The organism is Hydrogenophaga sp. PML113 (assembly GCF_001777155.1).
Lineage (GTDB): Bacteria > Pseudomonadota > Gammaproteobacteria > Burkholderiales > Burkholderiaceae_C > Hydrogenophaga > Hydrogenophaga borbori.
This window is the reverse complement of sequence record NZ_MIYM01000004.1, coordinates 294,885-308,386: the sequence shown is the minus strand read 5'-3', so window position 1 is coordinate 308,386 and position 13,502 is coordinate 294,885. Positions and strand designations below refer to the sequence as shown.

Annotated in this window: 16 protein-coding genes; 6 read left to right on the top strand and 10 right to left on the bottom strand. The window is 71.7% G+C overall.

Annotation, left to right across the window (positions count from 1 at the left end; all coding sequences use genetic code 11):
• Positions 1-91 precede the first annotated feature (91 nt).
• From BHU06_RS09910 to BHU06_RS09900, 3 genes are all read left to right on the top strand, one after another.
• On the top strand, positions 92-661 hold the full coding sequence (locus BHU06_RS09910; protein ID WP_070399007.1) for a ferritin-like domain-containing protein: 570 nt from the start codon (positions 92-94) through the stop codon (positions 659-661).
• Positions 662-708: 47 nt separating this feature from the next.
• Complete coding sequence (locus tag BHU06_RS09905; protein ID WP_070399006.1) at positions 709-1,134, top strand: cytochrome c family protein; 426 nt, start codon at positions 709-711, stop codon at positions 1,132-1,134.
• Positions 1,135-1,205: 71 nt separating this feature from the next.
• Positions 1,206-1,700 (top strand): low molecular weight protein-tyrosine-phosphatase, encoded by a 495-nt coding sequence (locus BHU06_RS09900; RefSeq protein WP_217494348.1) that lies wholly within the window; start codon positions 1,206-1,208, stop codon positions 1,698-1,700.
• Here BHU06_RS09900 and BHU06_RS09895 read toward each other — a convergent pair.
• From BHU06_RS09895 to BHU06_RS09885, 3 genes are all read right to left on the bottom strand, one after another.
• Positions 1,688-2,665 carry an NAD-dependent epimerase gene (locus BHU06_RS09895; RefSeq protein ID WP_070399004.1) on the bottom strand — a complete coding sequence of 326 codons (978 nt, stop codon included), beginning with the start codon at positions 2,663-2,665 and terminating at the stop codon, positions 1,688-1,690. The two genes, BHU06_RS09900 and BHU06_RS09895, sit on opposite strands and share 13 nt — an antisense overlap.
• A gap of 74 nt (positions 2,666-2,739) precedes the next feature.
• Positions 2,740-4,431 (bottom strand): AMP-binding protein, encoded by a 1,692-nt coding sequence (locus tag BHU06_RS09890; RefSeq protein WP_070399003.1) that lies wholly within the window; start codon positions 4,429-4,431, stop codon positions 2,740-2,742.
• Between the two features lie 96 nt (positions 4,432-4,527).
• On the bottom strand, positions 4,528-5,325 hold the full coding sequence (locus BHU06_RS09885; protein ID WP_070399002.1) for a 2-keto-4-pentenoate hydratase: 798 nt from the start codon (positions 5,323-5,325) through the stop codon (positions 4,528-4,530).
• Positions 5,326-5,365: 40 nt separating this feature from the next.
• Here BHU06_RS09885 and BHU06_RS09880 point away from each other — a divergent pair, with 40 nt between their 5' ends.
• On the top strand, positions 5,366-6,064 hold the full coding sequence (locus tag BHU06_RS09880) for an alpha/beta hydrolase (protein WP_070399001.1): 699 nt from the start codon (positions 5,366-5,368) through the stop codon (positions 6,062-6,064).
• On the opposite strand, the gene BHU06_RS09875 is transcribed toward BHU06_RS09880, so the two are convergent.
• Positions 6,049-7,008, bottom strand: coding sequence for an EamA family transporter (locus BHU06_RS09875; protein ID WP_070399000.1), 960 nt, complete (start codon positions 7,006-7,008; stop codon positions 6,049-6,051). The two genes, BHU06_RS09880 and BHU06_RS09875, sit on opposite strands and share 16 nt — an antisense overlap.
• A gap of 70 nt (positions 7,009-7,078) precedes the next feature.
• Between BHU06_RS09875 and BHU06_RS09870 the strand changes: the two genes are divergently transcribed.
• The gene (locus tag BHU06_RS09870; protein ID WP_175442832.1) at positions 7,079-7,552 is read left to right on the top strand and encodes an Lrp/AsnC family transcriptional regulator; all 474 of its coding nucleotides are present in this window, start codon (positions 7,079-7,081) and stop codon (positions 7,550-7,552) included.
• Positions 7,553-7,688: 136 nt separating this feature from the next.
• Positions 7,689-9,017 carry a glycerate kinase gene (locus BHU06_RS09865; RefSeq protein WP_070398999.1) on the top strand — a complete coding sequence of 443 codons (1,329 nt, stop codon included), beginning with the start codon at positions 7,689-7,691 and terminating at the stop codon, positions 9,015-9,017.
• On the opposite strand, the gene BHU06_RS09860 is transcribed toward BHU06_RS09865, so the two are convergent.
• From BHU06_RS09860 to BHU06_RS09840, 6 genes are all read right to left on the bottom strand, one after another.
• Complete coding sequence (locus BHU06_RS09860; RefSeq protein ID WP_070398998.1) at positions 9,014-9,976, bottom strand: succinylglutamate desuccinylase/aspartoacylase family protein; 963 nt, start codon at positions 9,974-9,976, stop codon at positions 9,014-9,016. The genes BHU06_RS09865 and BHU06_RS09860 overlap by 4 nt on opposite strands.
• The gene (locus tag BHU06_RS09855; RefSeq protein WP_070398997.1) at positions 9,976-10,965 is read right to left on the bottom strand and encodes a tripartite tricarboxylate transporter substrate binding protein; all 990 of its coding nucleotides are present in this window, start codon (positions 10,963-10,965) and stop codon (positions 9,976-9,978) included. The genes BHU06_RS09860 and BHU06_RS09855 overlap by 1 nt, the downstream gene beginning before the upstream one ends.
• A 96-nt stretch (positions 10,966-11,061) precedes the next feature.
• Positions 11,062-11,952 (bottom strand): LysR family transcriptional regulator, encoded by an 891-nt coding sequence (locus tag BHU06_RS09850; RefSeq protein ID WP_070398996.1) that lies wholly within the window; start codon positions 11,950-11,952, stop codon positions 11,062-11,064.
• A 39-nt stretch (positions 11,953-11,991) separates the two neighbouring features.
• Entirely contained in the window at positions 11,992-12,147 is a 156-nt protein-coding gene (locus BHU06_RS22810) for a hypothetical protein (RefSeq protein ID WP_175442831.1), read from the bottom strand.
• A 95-nt stretch (positions 12,148-12,242) separates the two neighbouring features.
• A complete protein-coding gene (nadE, locus tag BHU06_RS09845) occupies positions 12,243-13,214 on the bottom strand; it encodes an NAD(+) synthase (protein WP_070398995.1) in 972 nt (323 codons plus the stop codon).
• Entirely contained in the window at positions 13,211-13,468 is a 258-nt protein-coding gene (locus BHU06_RS09840; RefSeq protein ID WP_070398994.1) for an acyl carrier protein, read from the bottom strand. The genes nadE and BHU06_RS09840 overlap by 4 nt, the downstream gene beginning before the upstream one ends.
• Between the last annotated feature and the right edge of the window lie 34 nt (positions 13,469-13,502).

Sequence of the window (13,502 nt, the reverse complement as noted above, 5' to 3'; positions counted from 1 at the left end):
CGTTCCCGCGCCGCGCGGGAACGGGGCGCAAAAGCGCTCCATCCAATGGGCAAAGGGTCGATCGTGACCCCAACCCCCGATGGAGACCCCCATGTCTTTCCTGCAGATGCCCCACCCCGCCGCGGCCCGCCGCCGCTTCCTCGGCCAGTCCGGCCTCATCCTCTCCGGCACCACCGTCGCGCTGCTCGCCGGCCGCGACGCGCTCGCGGCGCAGGCCGGCGCCGCCGCGCCGCAGGACGTGCAAATCCTCAACACCGCCTTGGGCGCCGAGCTCGAGGCCATCGCGGCCTACCAGCTGGGCGCCGAGAGCCAGCTGCTGCAAAAAACCGCGCTCGACCTGGCGTTGAGCTTCCAGGCGCACCACAAGGAGCACGCCGAGGTACTGGCCAAGACGGTGGAGAAGCTGGGCGGCAAGCCCGTGGCCGCCAAGGCCGCCTACGGCTTTCCCGTGGAGCAGTTGAAGTCGCAGGCCGATGTGCTGCGCTTCGCGGCGCGGCTGGAGCAGGGCGCCGTGAGCGCCTACCTGGGTGCCGTGCCGCTGTTCGGCAACCGCGACCTGTCCAAGGCCGCGGCCAGCATCCTGGGCGACGAGGCCATGCACTGGGCCGTGCTGCGCCAGGCCCTGGGCGAGACGCCGGTGCCCTCGGCCTTCGTGTCATGAGCGCCGCCGGGCCGTTCCCCAGGCACACGGCCCCCGCCGCGCGCCGCATGCAGGGCCGTCCAGTGAACGGTGTGCGGCTGGGACTGGTCGGGGCATTGGCGCTGGCCGCGCTGGGCGTCGCCTGGGCCGAGGGGCCGTCCGCGCAGCGCGGCGCGCAGGTCTACAACCGTTGTCTGGCCTGCCATGCGCTGGCCCAGGACCGCGTGGGTCCACGTCACTGCGGCCTGCTCGGCCGGCGCGCGGGCAGCGTGCCCGGTTTTGCCTATTCGCAGGCCATGAAGGATGCGCGCCTCAGGTGGGACGAGAAGACGCTGGACCGCTTCCTGGCCCGCCCCCTTCAGGTGGTGCCGGGCAGCAGCATGACCTACGACGGCGTGGCCGATCCGCGCGAGCGCGCCGACCTCATCGCCTACCTGCGCCAGGCCAACGGCACGCCCGAGTGCCGCGCGCTGGGCAGCGCCGGACCGCGCTGAGCGCGGTCCGGCGGGGGCGGGCGAACCGGCCAGTGAAGGGGCGCGGCCCGCGCCTCGTTATGCTCGGGCCCATGCAACAGGTACTGGTGGTCTGCATGGGCAATATCTGCCGCTCGCCCATGGCCAGCGCGGTGTTGCAGGCTGAGGTGCAACGCCGCGGCCTGCAAGGGCGCGTCGCGGTGGACTCGGCGGGCGTGTACGGCGGCCACACGGGTGAGCGCGCCGACAGCCGCGCAGTCAAGCTGGCGCGCGCGCGCGGCTACGCGGCCATCGACGCCGAGCGGGCGCGCGCCGTGCGGCCCGAGGATTTCGAGCGCTTCGACGCCATCCTCGCCATGGACGAGGGCAACCTTGCGCAGCTGCGGCGCCGCTGCCCGCCGCCGCAGGCGCACAAGCTGCACCTGTTCCTGGATTACGCGGGTCTGGGGTTCGAAGAGGTTCCCGACCCCTACTACGGCCCCCTGCAAGGTTTCGAGAACGTGATGGTCCTGTGCGAGCGCGCGGCGCCGCGCGTGATCGAGCGCCTGGCGGGGCTGGCGCCCGAGGCACGGCCTCAGACCTTGTAGTAGTCGCGGTACCAGCGCACGAAGCGCTCGATGCCCTCGGCCAGCGGCGTGGCCGGGGCGAAGCCCACCCAGTCGTTCAGGGCCTTGGTGCTCGCGTAGGTGGCGGGCACGTCGCCGGGCTGCATGGGCAGCAGCCGCTTGCTGGCCTCGCGGCCGGTGGCGCGCTCGATGCAGGCGATGAACTCCATCAGCTGCACCGGGTCGTGGTTGCCGATGTTGAACACGCGGTGCGGCGCGCCACCCTCGGTCTCGGGCGTGGCGGGCTTGTCGAGCACGCGCAGCAGGCCCTCGACGATGTCGTCGATCCAGGTGAAGTCGCGCTTCATGTCGCCGTGGTTGAAGACGTCGATGGTGCGGCCTTCGAGCACGGCCTTGGTGAAGGAGAAGTAGGCCATGTCGGGCCGGCCCCAGGGCCCGTACACCGTGAAGAAGCGCAGGCCGGTGGCGGGAAGACGGTAGAGGTGGCTGTAGGTGTGCGCCATCAGCTCGTTGGCCTTCTTGGTGGCGGCGTACAGACTCACGGGGTGGTCGACCGGGTCGCTTTCCTCGAACGGCATCTTGGTGTTGCCGCCGTAGACGCTGGAGCTGGAGGCGTAGACCAGGTGGCCCAGGCCTTGCGCGCGGCAGCCTTCGAGCACGTGGCCGAAGCCGGTGAGGTTGCTCTCCAGGTAGGCGTGCGGATTCGTGATGGAGTAGCGCACGCCGGCCTGCGCGGCGAGGTGCACCACGGCGTCGAAGCGCTGGCGCGCGAACAGCGCCTCCATGCCGGCGCGGTCGGCCAGGTCCAGGCGCTCGAAGCGGAACGGGGCGTGCGGGCGCAGCCGCTCCAGCCGGGCCTGCTTGAGCGCCGGGTCGTAGTAGTCGTTCAGGTTGTCGATGCCGGTGACGGTGTCGCCGCGCGCGAGCAGCCGCAGCGCGGTGTGCATGCCGATGAAGCCGGCGGCGCCGGTGAGCAGGATGTGCATGGCCGGATGTTAGCGGGGCCGCAAGACGCGGCGCTGCCAGCCCGTGGGGCGCGCGGCGCGGCGGGGGTGTTCTTTCAGTCGGCCCAGATCACCGGCTTGCCGGTGACCTCCCACTTCTCGTAGTGGCGGGCGTACACGTCCTCGATGCGGTTGCGCTTGACCTTGAAGGTCGGCGTGATCATGTCGTTGTCCACCGTCCAGGGGGTGGACACCACCACCAGGCATTGCATCTGCTCGTGCGGGTCCAGGGTGGCGTTGATGGCCGCCCGGTGCTCGGCCAGTGAGCGCTCCAGCGCGGCGCGCTCGTCGGCGTTCCTCGTCTTCGCGGCGGCCTCGGGGCTGAGCATGCAGATGCCCAGGGGCTGTCCCAGGTTGGCGCCCGTCACCACGCAGGCCTCCACCGCCTCGTGCATCACCAGCTTGTCCTCGATGGGCGCGGGCGCCACGTACTTGCCCTTGCCCGTCTTGAACAGGTCCTTCACGCGGCCGGTGATGCTCAGCAGGCCGGCGGCGTCGATGCTGCCCTTGTCGCCGGTCCGCAGCCAGCCGTCCTCGGTGAAGGCCTCGCGGCTCTTCTCGGGTTCCTTGTAGTAGCCCTGCATCAGCGCCTGGCTGCGCATCTGGATTTCACCGGTCTGCGGGTCCAGGCGCTGCTCCACGCCGGGGTAGGGGGGGCCCACGGTGCCTCGCTGGTTCTTGCCCGGCTCGGTGATGTGCGAGAGCGCGAGGTTCTCGGTCATGCCGTAGCCCTCGTTGATGGGGATGCCCAGCTGGGCGTACCACTGCAGCAGCGCGGGCGGCATGGGCGCGGCGCCGCCGGCGGCGAACTGGCACTGGTCCAGGCCCAGGGCCTTCTGGATCTTGCGGCGCACGATGCCACCCAGCAAGGGGATGCGCAGCAGCCGCTCCAGCTTGGCCGGCGGCATCTTGGCGTGGATGCCCTGCTGGAACTTGACCCACAGGCGCGGGACCGAGAAGAACACCGTGGGCCGCGCGCGCTGCAGGTCGGCCGCGAAGGTGTCCAGCGATTCGGCGAAGAACACGTGCATGCCCGTGCGCAGCCAGCCGTGCTCGACCAGCATGCGCTCCACCACGTGGGCCAACGGCAGGTAGCTCAGCATGCGGTCCTTGGCCGTGAGCGGGATGCGCTGCAGGCCGCGGTCGATGGCCCAGGCGAAGTTGCCGAAGCTGTGCATCACGCCCTTGGGCAGGCCGGTGGTGCCCGAGGTGTAGATCAGCGTGGCGAGATCGTCCTCGGCGCGCACGGGCTGGCCCTGGAGCGGCTCGGTGCGCGCGCAGATGGCGTCCCAGCCGTCGTAGTCCTGGATCGCGTCCACCGGCGACAGCGGGTAGCTGATGCAGGGCAGGCCGGCGGGCACGCCGGGCTTCATGCCGTCCCAGCCGTCGAGCTTGCCCACGAACAGGGCCTTGGACTCGCTGTGCGTGAGGATCTGGCGGATGGTCTCGGGCGCGAGCGTGGGGTACAGCGGCACCGATACGTGGCCGGCCATCCAGATCGCCAGGTCGCTCATCATCCACCAGGCGCAGTTCTTGGACAGGATGGCGACCTTGCTGCCGGGTTCCCAGCCCTGGGCCTGCAGGTGGGCGGCCATGCGGCGCACCTGGTCGGCCACCTGGGCCCAGGTGAAATCGTGCACCACGCCGCCGCCCATGGGCTGCGTGAGGGCCACGCGCGTGGGCGCCTTGGCCTCCCAGTCGTACAGGCGTTGCAGGGCCAGCAGCGCGGGCGCGATCTTCTCGCTCATGGACGGGTCTCCTTGATGTCTGAAACCCGGCCAGCCTAGCGATCGGTGCGCGATTTCCTCAGTGGGTTTTCCCCGTGTCCCCCTGGATTGGAGAGCTCACTCCAGCCGCAGGCTCAGCGGCGACAGCGGCGCGTCGAAGGCACCGTGCCAGGTCTGGCCCGGGGCCACGGGCCAGGCGTCGGTCCAGGTGCCGGTGGTGACGATGTCGCCCGCACGCAGCGCTGGCGCGCCGGGGCAGGCGCGCTGCGCCTGCACGAAATGCCACAGGGCCTGCACGGGGCCGTCGAGCACGGCCGCGCCCGTGCCCCGGTCCAGCGCCTGGCCGTCGCGCGCCAGCACCACGCCCGCGCCGGCCAGGGCGGCGTCCAGGCCGGCGGCGTCGGCCGCGATCTCGCGCACCGGCATCCGCCGGCCCACCAGCAGGCGCGCGTGCAGGCCGCCGTCGGCCACGGTGTCGGGGGCCTCGAACTTCCAGCCCGCCAGGTGCGACTGCACGATCTCGAAGCCCGGCGCAACCCAGTCCAGGGCGTCGAAAAGATCGCCGATGGAGGCCTCGGCGGCGGGCGCCGAGCGAAAGCCGAACACCGCCTCGGGCTCGATGCGCGGCTCGCAGGTGTGCGACAGGTCGAGCCGGCCCTCGCCGTCGCAGAACACCACGGTGCTGTCGTACACGCTGCCCCAGATGGGGGCGTAGACGTTGTAGACCGGCCAGATGCCGCGGTTGGTGAAGCCCACCTTGTAGCCCAGGGGGCGCTCGCCGCGCGCCACGCGCAGCGCGCGCACGGCCAGGGCGTCGGCGTAGGCGGTGTCCAGGCCGTAGCCGGGGCGGGTGCTCAGGCGCGCGGCCCAGGGCTGGCCGGTGTCGAAGTGGTGCAGCAGGGTGTCGGGGGTCATCCGGGGCATTGTGGTGGGCGCGCGGCTATGCTGCCATCCCATGAACGACACCCCCCTCGAACTCGAGCTGCTCGAAGGCCGCTCGGGCGCGCCCGACGCGCCCACCGCCGCCAGCCTCATCGTGCTGCATGGCCTCGGTGCCGATGGCAACGACTTCGTGCCCGTGGCGCAGATGCTGGACCTGTCGGCCATCGGCCCGGTGCGCTTCGTCTTCCCCAGCGCGCCGGTGCGGCCCGTCACGCTGAACGGCGGCTACGCCATGCGCGCCTGGTACGACATCTATCCGCCGCCGGCCGACCCCGGCCTGCCGCGCCGCGAGGACGAGGCCGGCCTGCGCGCCTCCCAGGCGCAGGTGCAGGCGCTCATCGACCGCGAGATCGGCAAGGGCGTGCCGGCCTCGCGCATCGTGCTGATGGGGTTCTCGCAGGGCTGCGCCATGGCGCTGCTCACCGGCCTGCGCGCGCCGCAACGCCTGGCCGGGCTGGTGGCGCTCTCGGGCTACCTGCCGCTGCCCGATCGCACGGCGGCCGAGCGCAGCGCGGCCCACGCCGGCCTGCCCATCTTCATGGCGCACGGCGATGCGGACGAGATCGTGGCGCCCGCGCGTGGCGAGGCCTCGCGCGACGCCCTGCTGGCGCTGGGCTACCCGGTGCAATGGCACAGCTACCCCATGGGCCACAGCGTGTGCCCCGAGGAGGTGGGCGACCTCAACCGCTGGTTGCTTCAGGTCCTGGCCTGAGACGGCGCGAGCCGCCGCCACAGCGCGCCGGCGGCGTCCACCACCGGTCGGCCGTAGAGGATCAGCGCCAGCGCCGCGCCGATCAGGGGCAGGGCCACGAACACCCAGCCCGTGAGCCGCTCGCCGCCGAAGCCCACGCCCACCGCCAGGGCCACCACCGGGTTCACGAAGGAGTAGCTGCCCGCCAGCGCGGCGCTGGTGTTCTTCAGCAGCCACAGGTAGGCGTTGAGCGTGACCATGGTGCCCATCACCACCAGGTAGAGCCAGGCCAGGGCCGAGGCCAGCGACACCTGCGCCCATTGGAAGCCGCGCGCGCCGGGCTCGAACAGCAGCGCGGCCAGCGTGCACAGCAGACCGCCCAGCAGCCACTGCGCGGCCGAGGCCATGGCCGGCGGCGGCAGCGCGAGCTTGCGCGAGGCATAGGAGCCCAGGCTCCAGGCCAGCGGCGCACCGAAGGCGCACAGCGTGCCCAGCAGGGTGGTGGAGAAGTCGCCCTCCAGCGCCAGCAACGCGGCGCCCGCCGCGCCCAGCACCAGGCCCAGCCAGCTGGTCAGCGGCACGCGCTCGCCGCCCCAGCGCGTCCACAGCGCCAGCCACATGGGCATGGTGGTCACCACCGTGGCCATCAGGCCGGAGCCGATCCCGGCCTGCTGGGCCAGCACCACCAGGGCCATGGCGGCGAAGGCCATCAGCCCGCCGATGAGCGCGCTGGCGCGCCACTGCGCCGCCGTGGGCCAGGCCAGGCCCTGCCAGCGCGCGATGGCCAGCATGGCCAGACCGGCCGCGATGAAGCGGGCCCCATTCATGAGCACCGGCGGCAGCGTCTGCATGGCCACCGCCAGCGCGAAATAGGTGGTGCCCCAGACGAGGTAGACGATCAGCAGCGCCAGGGCAAGGCGCCAGGAGGCGTTGTTCGCCCCGAATCGGTTGAAAATGGACGGCATGCGGCCACCTGTGTCGTAAGATTTCCGGCGATTGGCCGAGGGTCCGTATTTTTATCAGAACTGGGCGCGCATGCAAGCAAATATTCAGCTCGACGACATCGACGCCGGAATTCTTACGGCGCTGAGCGCTGACAGCCGCCGTTCCTATGCCGACGTGGCGGCCGAGGTGGGCCTGTCCACGGCGGCCGTGCACGAGCGGGTGAAGAAGATGGTCGAGCGCGGCGTGATCGAGCGCTTTTCGCTGCGCGTAGACCCGGAGCGCGTGGGACTGCACTTCACCGCCTTCGTCGCCATCCGCAACGACGGCGGCGTGCACTGCCGCGAGATCGCGCCGCGCCTGCGCGAGCTGCCCGAGGTGTTGGAGCTGCACAGCGTGGCGGGCGAGTACGACTTCATGGCCAAGCTGCGTACCACGCACGCGCGCGCGCTGGAAGACGTGCTCTACGCCATCAAGGCCATCCCGGGCGTGGCGCGCACCACCAGCACGGTGGTGCTGAGCACCGAGTTCGAAGAACGGCCGCTGCGCTGGCCCGGCGCGGCCTGAGGCGCGTCCCTGTCCAGGTCTTGTTGGGTAGCGGGTGTCAGGGCCGGGCCCCTGACGCACGCCGCTCTCCCGCGGCCCTCGCGGCCTTGTGGACAATGCCGGCTGGCCGCGATACCCCCACCCAGCCCCGCCCGACATGAACTTCGCCACCCAAGACCCCCGCGCCCTGCTGCGCCACCTGTACGACGCCGCTGTGCGCCGCGCGCTGCCGCTGCACAACACCGCCGCCTTCCTGCCGCCGCCGCCCAAGGGCCGCACGGTGGTCATCGGCGCGGGCAAGGCCGGCGGCGCCATGGCCCAGGCGGTGGAGGCGTTGTGGCCGGCCGAGGCGCCGCTGTCGGGCCTGGTGGTCACGCGCTACCACCACACGCCGCCGCGCCCGGAGGGGCTGCGCGAGCGCATCGAGGTGGTGGAGGCCTCGCACCCCGTGCCAGACACCGCCGGCCTGACGGCCGCGCAGCGCATCCTGCAACTCGTGCAAGGTCTCACGGCCGACGACCTGGTGCTGTGCCTCATCTCGGGCGGCGGCTCGGCCCTGCTCACGCTGCCCTGCGAAGGCCTTACCTTGCAGGACAAGCAGCGCATCAACCGTGAGCTGCTGGACAGCGGCGCGCACATCGGCGAAATGAACACCGTGCGCAAGCACCTCTCGCGCATCAAGGGCGGGCGGCTGGCGGCGGCCTGCGCGCCCGCGCAGGTGGTCACGCTCACCATCAGCGACGTGCCCGGCGACGACGTGAGCGTGATCGCCAGTGGCCCCACCGTGGCCGACGCCAGCACCTGCGCCGACGCGCTCGCCATCCTGGACCGCTACCGCATCGCCGTGCCGGCTCCCGTGCGCGCCGCGCTCGAATCGGGCGCGCTGGAAACGCCCAAGCCCGGCGATGCGCGCCTGGCTGGCCACGACACGCGCCTGATCGCCACGCCGCAGCAAAGCCTGGAGGCCGCGGCCGAGGCCGCGCGCGCGCTGGGGCTGGCCGCGCACATCCTCAGCGACGAGATCGAAGGCGAATCGCGCGAGGTGGGCAAGGTGCACGCAGCGCTGGCGCGCTCGGTGGCCCTGGGCCGCAGCGCGTTCCAGGCGCCTTGCGTGCTGCTCAGCGGTGGCGAGACCACGGTCACCGTGCGCCCGCGCGCCGAGGGCCAACCCAGAGGGCGCGGCGGGCGCGCGGGCGAGTTCTGCCTGGGCCTGGCCCAGGCCCTGGGCGGTCAGGCGAACGTGTGGGCCATCGCGGCCGACACCGACGGCATCGACGGCATCGAGGACAACGCGGGCGCGCTGGTCACGCCCGAGACCCTGGCGCGCGCGGCGGCCCAAGGCCTGAAGGTGGGCCAGCACCTGGAGCGCAACGACGCCTACGGCTTCTTCGAGCCGCTGGGTGACCTGGTGATCACCGGGCCCACGCACACCAACGTGAACGATTTCCGGGCGCTGCTGGTGCTGCCGGCGGGCCAACACGCCTAGGGCGTGGCGCGGGCGAAGCGGACCAGCGTGGCGCCGGGCCGCGCGTGCAGCAGCGTGGGCATCACCAGCACGCAATCGTCGTATGGCGTGATGACCGGCAGCGCCGCGTTCCACCCGATCAGGGTGCCCGCCTTGGCGATCCGGTCGCCGCTTTTCCAGGGCTGCGTGAACGCCGGCACGGCGTGGGGCGCCACGGTCACGGCGTCGGTGACCACCAGCAATGGGCCGCTGCCATGGGCATGGGGCTGGCGCCAGTCGGCTGGTATGTCCGGCGCGTCCACCACGCCACTCAGATCGAGAAAGCGCGCCAGCGCGTCGCGGGCGACGGCCACCGATGCCCGCGCGCCGTGGTAGCCGCATTCCACCAGCAAGGCGAAGGCATCCGGCGCGTCGGCCCTGCCGAAGCGGCCATGGTCGCGCAGACGAACGCCCGCCTTGTGACCGGGATCGGCCACCCGCAGGGCGCCCAGTCCCAGGGCGGCCGCCTGGCTGGCGTGGTGCGCCAGCGGCCCGGTGAGTGCGAGCGGCGGGCCCGGTTCGTGCATGGAGTGCAGATCCAGCAGCCAATCGCTGGCCTCCACATGGGGTTGCAGTTCCAGCACCCGCCGGTGCTCGGACGCCAGCTCGGTGCCGTCGCGGCGCCAGGGCATGTCCCCCCACAGGCGGTTCATGTCGGTGTGCACGCAGCGCGAAACATGGGGCCTTTGCGGGTTGAAGCGCGCGAAGGCTTCCAGGTTGGCCAGTACCACGGTGAGCGTTCCGCGGCGCGGCCTCAAACCGCTGGCCAGCAGATCGCGCACCGCCCAGGCACCGCACAGCTCGTTACCGTGGACGAGCGCGCTCACCATCACGCGGCGACCGGGTTCGCTGGCCGTCCACTGCCACACGCCGGGCGTGCCGGTGTTGCCGGCCAGCCAGGGGCCCATGTCGGGCGGAGAAATCTCGAACGGCGGCGGCATCACACGCGGATGCCGGCGTGGTCGACGATGCGGCGGTACTTGGCGATTTCGGCCGCCTGGAAGTCGGCCAATACCGCGCTGGCCGGGGCAATGGTCGCCCCCGAAGCCGTCAGCTTTTCCACCAGGGAGGGCACCTTGAGCGACTCGGTCAGGGCGCCGCGCAGCCGCTGCGCGACGGGCGCCGGCAGGCCCGCGGGCCCCCACAGGCCGAACCAGGTGCCGATGTCCACATGGCGCAGGCTGGGCGTCTCGGCCAGCGCGGGAATGTCGGGCGCCACGGGCGAACGCTCGCGCTCGGTCACGCCCAGCGGCACCACCTTGCCCGCCTTGATCTGGGGCAGGCCGCTGGACAGCACGTACACGCCCAGCTCCACCTGGCCGCCGATCAGATCGGTCGTCAGCGGACCCACGCCGCGGTAAGGGATGTGAACGATGAACAGCCCGGCGGCCTGCTTGACCATTTCGCCCGCCAGGTTGAGGGCGGTGCCGACACCCGCGGAGCCGTAGCTGAACTTGCCCGGGTTCTGCTTCACGCGTTCGATGAAGCCGGCGATGTTGGGCATGCCGGCGCTGGGGCTGGCCACCAGCACCATGGGCTGCGAGGCGACCATGCCCACCGGCGTGAACTGCTTGACGGGGTCGTAGCGCAGCGCGGGATTGATCAACCCGGCGATGGCCATCTCGTTGTTGCTGCCCAGCAGCAGGGTGTGCCCGTCCGCCGTGGCCTGCGCCACCCGCTGGGCGCCCAGTGCGCCACCGGCCCCGCCCACGTTTTCGACCACGACCGGCTGCCCCAGCGAGCGGGCCAGCTGTTCTGCCAGCACGCGCGCCGTGAGGTCGGTGCTGCCACCTGGGGGGTAGCCCACCACCAGGGTGATCGGGCGGTTCGGGTAGTGGTTGCTCTGGGCCAACGCCGGCGCGCACCCGAGGGTGGCGGCGGCGCCCGTGAGAAGCAGAACCTCACGGCGGCGGATCAGTGGGGACTTCATCGGCGCTCCTGGTTGGCTGCGACGGCGCAGCGGTGAAGCGGACTCTAGGTGGCTCGCCGGGGGGCAAGGTGCCGGATCGGCACCGATGCGTGCCGACTAGCGATTGCTGTGCTCCCAGGCGGCTTCGATCAGATCCGATTGCCGGGCGCGGTGCCGGTACAGGCGGACCTCGAAGTGGATCTGGTCCCCACGGCCGCCCAGCACCTTCAGCAGTCCGGCGCGCACCGCGGACGCGGCCAGCGAATGGGGCAGCCAGGCCATGCCCAGGCCCTTGATGGCCAACTCCAGCACCGCGTCGGCGGAGTCGCACACGATGGTGGGTGGCGATTGCTGCCCGCTGCGGGTGGCCTCCAGGTGGTCCTCCAGCAGGCGGCCCAGGGTGAGGCTGGGCGCGTAGCCGATCCAGGTGGCATCGAACAGGTCGTGGCGCGGGCGGCCCGAGGCGTCGACGCGCGCCACCGGCAGCAGGCGGTCCGTGGCCAGGGTGATGTGGCGAAAGCGCTGCCCCGTGAGGCCGTAGGACAGCGCCGGGTGTTCGTAGCAGATCAGCAGATCGACCTCGCCGCGCTCGAAGGTGGCGCAGATCTCTTCCATGGCTTGCGTGCGCAGCTGCACCCGGGCGCCGCGGATGGTGCCCCGCAGCCGGCCCAGCCAGTCGGCCACCAGGGTGCGCGCCAATGTGCGGCCGGTGCCCACGCGCAGCAGGCCGGTCCCTTGCCCGTCGGCGCGGTCGCGCGCGCCCCATTGCGTGCGCAGCTGCCGCAGGCCAGCGAGCAGCGGCGCGCTTTGCGTGAGCAGGGCCTGTCCCTCGGGGGTCAGGCGAACGGGGGCCCGCGTGCTGGCCACCAGGGGCACGCCCGCCCAGTCTTCCAGTGCGCGGATGCGCCGCCCGAACGCCGGGTGGGTGACGTGGCGGGCCTCGGCCGCCTTCACGAAGCTCGCGCAGCGTTCCAGCGCGGCCAGATCTTCGATGAGCTTGATGTCCATGCAAGCGCGGCCGGCCGGGCCGTGGCCGGTGCCGACCGGCTATTTGTTCTTCATCTTGCCCTTGGGCATCACCGCCGTGACGGGTGGGGTGGGGCGGGGGGACAGCGAGGCCCCGGCCGAGGCTTCCTGCGGCGGGCTGGTGTCCTTCTTCGGCTTCTTGACCATCTTGTTGCTGCGCTGTTCGCCTTTGGGCATGGTGGCCTCCTGGTGCTCGTGATGCGAGGGCGCCAATGTAACCCGGCGAACCCGCCCGCCAACGCCCGGCGGTGGCGTCGCCGGGCGCCCCGGCCTCAAGCGGGCATGAGCGCCGGCGCCGCGGTGAGGTACTCGGTGGCCCGCCGTTTGGCGCGGATGTCGTCGTAGACGCGCTGCGCCTGCGCGGGTGTCATGCCCAGGGCGCTGGCCAGCTCGTCGGCCGTGTGCCCATGCTCCAGCGCCCACAGCGCCAGGTCCATCTGTGCGTAGGGCAGGGCGAAGTAGAACTCGTCCTGGCCCTGCGGCAGGGTGTAGGTGTCGGTGGTGGGCACGGCGGCGCAGATCGCCTCGGGCAGGCCGAGGTGGCGCGCCATGGCGTAGACCTGGGTCTTGTAGAGGTGGGCAATGGGCTTGAGGTCGGCGGAGCCGTCGCCGTTCTTCACGAAGAAGCCCTGGTCGTATTCCAGCCGGTTGGGCGTGCCCACCACGGCGTAGTTCAGGCGGTCGGCGTGGAAGTACTCCATGGTCTTGCGCACGCGCTGCTTGAAGTTGGTGGCCGCCACGATCTGCAGGTACTCGCGCGGGGGCAGGCGCACGCTCTGCTGCTGGCCGTCGGGCGACTGCACCACCAGCTTGAAGAAGTTGATGCCACCCTCCAGGCCGCCCGCGAGCACGATCTTGTTCTTCCAGCCCTCGCCGTAGGCCGGCACCACGCGGCGGATGGCCTCGTCGCGCTGCTGGTAGCAGCCCAGGGCCTCCAGCGCGGGCGCGATGTCGTGCACCTGGTACCGAATGCCCAGGTGCTCGGCCAGCAAGCGGCCGCGCTCGCTGCTGAAGCCGCTGGAGTCGCGCTCGGGCAGCAACAGGCCAAAGACCTTGTCCGCGCCCACGGCGCGCACGCTCAGCGCGGCGCAGACCGAGCTGTCGATGCCGCCACTGATGGCCACCACCAGGCCGCGGCGGCGCAGCTTCTGCGTCAGCACGCGTGGAATCCATTCGCCGATGCGCGCGAGTTCGGCCGCGCAGTCGAGTTGCAGGCTGTGCGGGCCCAGCGGTGCGGCGCTCATGCCGCGGCCTCCTGCTTGCTGCGCACGAATGCCTCGATCGCGTTCAGCGAATCGAGGTTCTCCGGCACCATTTCCTCGTCGCCGATCGTGATGCCATAGGTCGCCTCCAGGTGCGCCACGAGTTCGAGGAAGCCCGTGGAGTCGAGCACCTGGTGCTCCAGGAAGGACTCGTCGTCGCCCGGCGAGACGGCGCCCGCGCCCAGCAGCAGGTTCTCTTCGATGTAGCGCCGGACCTCGGCTTTGATGGTGCTCATGGTGGTGTGCTCGTTGGGGAGTCAAGGAAAAGGG

Coding starts and splice junctions, on each gene's coding strand:
- nadE (WP_070398995.1), bottom strand. CDS start 13,214: ATGAGCGCCGCACCGCTGGGCCCGCACAGCCTGCAACTCGACTGCGCG.
- BHU06_RS09895 (WP_070399004.1), bottom strand. CDS start 2,665: ATGCACATCCTGCTCACCGGCGCCGCCGGCTTCATCGGCATGCACACC.
- BHU06_RS09900 (WP_217494348.1), top strand. CDS start 1,206: ATGCAACAGGTACTGGTGGTCTGCATGGGCAATATCTGCCGCTCGCCC.
- BHU06_RS09875 (WP_070399000.1), bottom strand. CDS start 7,008: ATGCCGTCCATTTTCAACCGATTCGGGGCGAACAACGCCTCCTGGCGC.
- BHU06_RS09910 (WP_070399007.1), top strand. CDS start 92: ATGTCTTTCCTGCAGATGCCCCACCCCGCCGCGGCCCGCCGCCGCTTC.
- BHU06_RS09855 (WP_070398997.1), bottom strand. CDS start 10,965: ATGAAGTCCCCACTGATCCGCCGCCGTGAGGTTCTGCTTCTCACGGGC.
- BHU06_RS09860 (WP_070398998.1), bottom strand. CDS start 9,976: ATGCCGCCGCCGTTCGAGATTTCTCCGCCCGACATGGGCCCCTGGCTG.
- BHU06_RS09850 (WP_070398996.1), bottom strand. CDS start 11,952: ATGGACATCAAGCTCATCGAAGATCTGGCCGCGCTGGAACGCTGCGCG.
- BHU06_RS09885 (WP_070399002.1), bottom strand. CDS start 5,325: ATGACCCCCGACACCCTGCTGCACCACTTCGACACCGGCCAGCCCTGG.
- BHU06_RS09865 (WP_070398999.1), top strand. CDS start 7,689: ATGAACTTCGCCACCCAAGACCCCCGCGCCCTGCTGCGCCACCTGTAC.
- BHU06_RS22810 (WP_175442831.1), bottom strand. CDS start 12,147: ATGCCCAAAGGCGAACAGCGCAGCAACAAGATGGTCAAGAAGCCGAAG.
- BHU06_RS09870 (WP_175442832.1), top strand. CDS start 7,079: ATGCAAGCAAATATTCAGCTCGACGACATCGACGCCGGAATTCTTACG.
- BHU06_RS09840 (WP_070398994.1), bottom strand. CDS start 13,468: ATGAGCACCATCAAAGCCGAGGTCCGGCGCTACATCGAAGAGAACCTG.
- BHU06_RS09890 (WP_070399003.1), bottom strand. CDS start 4,431: ATGAGCGAGAAGATCGCGCCCGCGCTGCTGGCCCTGCAACGCCTGTAC.
- BHU06_RS09905 (WP_070399006.1), top strand. CDS start 709: ATGCAGGGCCGTCCAGTGAACGGTGTGCGGCTGGGACTGGTCGGGGCA.
- BHU06_RS09880 (WP_070399001.1), top strand. CDS start 5,366: ATGAACGACACCCCCCTCGAACTCGAGCTGCTCGAAGGCCGCTCGGGC.